Annotated in this window: 4 protein-coding genes; all 4 read left to right on the forward strand. The window is 34.9% G+C overall.

Annotated features, from left to right (window positions below; translation table 11 throughout):
• Positions 1 to 255 precede the first annotated feature (255 nt).
• Positions 256 to 1,398 (forward strand): tRNA epoxyqueuosine(34) reductase QueG, encoded by a 1,143-nt coding sequence (gene queG, locus AB3X49_RS19520; RefSeq protein ID WP_002115986.1) that lies wholly within the window; start codon positions 256 to 258, stop codon positions 1,396 to 1,398.
• A gap of 44 nt (positions 1,399 to 1,442) precedes the next feature.
• Positions 1,443 to 2,330, forward strand: a complete 888-nt coding sequence (locus AB3X49_RS19525; RefSeq protein WP_367964160.1) for an amidase domain-containing protein — start codon at positions 1,443 to 1,445, stop codon at positions 2,328 to 2,330.
• A gap of 58 nt (positions 2,331 to 2,388) precedes the next feature.
• Complete coding sequence (gene trmL / locus AB3X49_RS19530) at positions 2,389 to 2,877, forward strand: tRNA (uridine(34)/cytosine(34)/5-carboxymethylaminomethyluridine(34)-2'-O)-methyltransferase TrmL (protein WP_000538149.1); 489 nt, start codon at positions 2,389 to 2,391, stop codon at positions 2,875 to 2,877.
• A 124-nt stretch (positions 2,878 to 3,001) separates the two neighbouring features.
• A partial coding sequence (locus tag AB3X49_RS19535; RefSeq protein ID WP_367964164.1) for a PAS domain-containing protein occupies positions 3,002 to 3,591 on the forward strand: 590 nt, incomplete at its 3' end.

Below are 3,591 nucleotides of genomic sequence, written 5' to 3' on the forward strand. Positions count from 1 at the left end.
AAAACAAGAGCCTTCCAAGCTCTGGTCGAGAGTTCGATTCTCTTCACCCGCTCCAAATTTTATTTAATGTTTTTCTAATAAATTGTGATCAACGCAGTGTTTCGTTTCTAAGATAAACGAAGCATTGCGTTTTTTAATGTTTGAAAATCATAATTGTATGCGAAAATAGAAGTGAAGAATATTATTCCAAAAGTGAATTGATAACCAATATAGTCGTTACATAAGGGATGGATTCATCGGTGGAGGCGATTGAAAATGGACTTTGAACAATTAAAGCAAGATGTAATTGCGTATAGTAAAACGATTGGTATAGATAAAATAGGTTTTGCCAGTGCTTCACCATTTGAGGAATTAAAGCAGCGTCTAATCCAGCAACAACAATTGAATTATCAGTCTGGATTCGAAGAGCCTGATATAGAGAAGAGAACGAATCCACAGCTATTGTTACCTGGTGCGAAATCAATTATTGCGATTGCTTTAGCATACCCTTCAAAATTAAAAAATGCACCATTAAGTAAACGAGGGGAACGACGTGGGATTTTTTGCCGTGCTTCTTGGGGCCAAGATTATCACCTTGTTCTACGAGATCGTTTGCAAAAGTTAGAGGCGTATTTAATCGAAAAGCTGCCGGATATAGAAGTGAAATCAATGGTTGATACAGGGGAGCTAAGTGATCGAGCTGTTTCAGAGCGTGCCGGTATTGGATGGAGTGGTAAGAACTGCGCTATTATTACGCCGGAATTTGGTTCATATGTATACTTAGGAGAAATGATTACGAATGTTCCATTCCCTCCTGATCGGCCAATAGAAGATCAATGTGGAAGTTGTACGAAATGTATTGATATTTGTCCTACAGGTGCTTTAGTACAAGGCGGGCAGTTGGACTCGAAGAAATGTATTGCATTTTTAACACAGACAAAAGGGTTTCTGCCTGAAGAATATCGCGATAAAATAGGAAACCGTATATATGGATGTGATACGTGTCAGACTGTTTGTCCGAAAAATAAAGGAATGGATTTTCATAACCATCCTGAAATGGAGCCTGACCCTGAGTTAGTTAAACCGTTATTAACACCACTTTTAACAATTAGTAATCGTGATTTTAAAGAGAAGTATGGAATTATGTCTGGTTCATGGAGAGGTAAAAAACCATTGCAACGAAATGCTATTTTAGCACTTGCACATTTCAAAGAAACAGCAGCAATTCCTGATTTAATCGGTGTTATGAAAGATGATCCAAGACCAGTACTTCGAGGAACAGCAGCATGGGCACTTGGGAAAATTGGTGGAGATGGAGTAGGAGAAGCGATTGAAAAAGCGATGGAACGTGAGAAAGATGAAGAGGTTCTTCATGAAATGAATCGTGGACTTGAATTGTTAGCACAGAAAAAAGAGTAGATAATATCTCCCTTTTTCATATTGTAATATGGGAGGGAAACGAAATGGTTGTAAAAGCGAATATTGAAAAGCAAGTGCAACAGTTTTTAGCATATATAACAGAGAAACGAACAGATGTAGATGGTATTGCAGTAGATTTGTTACAAATGGTACAGAGAAAGAAACAATTGTTTCAAAAGCGTAGTGCACATATAGTGAAAGCAACTGCAGATATTTCTTTCGTTAGACAATTAAATAGTAATGAGCATCAAGAAATTGATTATCAAATACACTTGAAATATTTAATTAAGCATAAAGAATTATTTTATATCGAAGAGGAACAATTAAAACGACGAGTTTGTTTAGAAAATAGTTGTATAATAGATGATTATGCTCTTGAAGTGTCAGAAGAAATAGGAATAGGTGAAACGTTAGAACGGGAAGTCACGAAAGAAAAATACGGTTCATATCAATATAATCGTTTAGAGGCAGTGAAATATGCAGAGCGTTGGTGGGATGATCGCAATTCTGCATACCGTAATTTTCCGGATAATTGTACAAATTTCATTTCACAATGTCTGCACACTGGAGAAGTACCGATGAATGGACATCCTAACATTCGTAAAGGGTGGTGGCAAAGGGGAAACCAGTGGAGTTGGAGCTGGGCTGTAGCACACTCTTTTTATTGGTATTTGTCAGGTGCTACAACAGGGCTTCGAGCAGAAGCAGTAGAAAGGCCAGAAGACCTTATTCTTGGCGATGTAATTGCGTATGATTTTGAGGATGATGGTAGGTGGAATCATACGACAATTGTAGTAGCAAAAGACGCAGATGGTATGCCGCTTGTAAATGCACATTCAGCGAATAGCCGCAGGCGTTATTGGAACTATGAAGATTCTAGTAAATATACACCACAAATGAAATATAAATTCTTTCATATTATTAATGGGTAGAGATTTTTCGTTCAAGTGGTATAATACGTAGTAGATAAAAAATAGAGGTGAATATCGCGTGGGAGTACATGTTGTTTTATATCAACCAGAAATTCCAGCAAATACAGGAAATATTGCACGTACTTGTGCAGCAACTGGAACAGAATTACATTTGATTAGACCGCTTGGATTTTCAACGGATGACAAAATGTTAAAGCGTGCAGGATTAGATTATTGGCAGCACGTAAAAGTTACGTATTATGATTCAATCGAAGAATTTTATGAAAAAAATAAAGATGGTGAATTCTTTTATTTAACAAAGTATGGCGAGAAAGCTCATACAGCATTTGATTATAGCAAACGTGAGAAGGATTACTATTTCGTATTTGGAAGAGAAACAAATGGATTACCAGCTAATGTAATTGAAGAAAACTTCGATCATTGTTTACGTATTCCAATGACGGATAAAGTACGTTCATTAAATTTATCTAATACAGCAGCAATTTTAATTTATGAAGCGTTCCGTCAACAAAATTATCCAGGATTAGATTTAGAAATCGTGTATTAAAAGTCGCCATTTGGCGGCTTTTTTATTTTTTAAAAAAATATGTAATCATACATTTTAAAAAAGGTACATATTCATATAGAATGAGATATATGAATAAAAATAGATAAGACGGGTTGAGATAAATATGAAGGAACAATATAATAATCAAAATACCTTTTTAAGTATGATAGATATGGATTTAGTAAGACAGGGATTGTTACATGCTATTCAAGATTTAGTGTTTATTGTGAAAGTTATTGATGAGGAAACTTTTAAATATATTTATGTGAATAAAATAGGAATGAATCACGCCAGGCTAGGGAAAGAATGTTATGGGAAAACTTTTGCAGAAGTATTACCAGAAGATACGGCAAGGTTATTGCAAGGACACTATGCAAAAGTAATGAGAGAAGCGAAAGCAATTACATTTTGTGATGTAATTAGTTTGCCAACTGGTGATATACATTATGAATCTTCACTTAATCCAGTATGCGATGTAAATGGAACATGTCAGTTTATTATTTGTATTACTAGAGATATTACAGCACAGGTTAAGAAAAAAGTGGAAATAGAAGAAAAACAAATGTTCTTTAAGTCATTACTAGAATATAATAATGATTCCATTATATCTGTAGATTCTATTGGAAGAATTACATATGCAAATCCAGCGACTTATGAAATTTTTGGGTATCGATATGAAGAGTTAAAGGACCAATTTATTTTTCAGTTTATAAA

Origin of the sequence: Bacillus sp. C30, assembly GCF_040838255.1 — a bacterium.
GTDB classification, from domain to species: Bacteria; Bacillota; Bacilli; order Bacillales; family Bacillaceae_G; genus Bacillus_A; species Bacillus_A mycoides.

What these genes read in the sequence shown, in the direction of transcription:
- queG (WP_002115986.1), top strand. Translation starts at nt 256, where the DNA reads ATGGACTTTGAACAATTAAAGCAAGATGTAATTGCGTATAGTAAAACG.
- AB3X49_RS19525 (WP_367964160.1), top strand. Translation starts at nt 1,443, where the DNA reads ATGGTTGTAAAAGCGAATATTGAAAAGCAAGTGCAACAGTTTTTAGCA.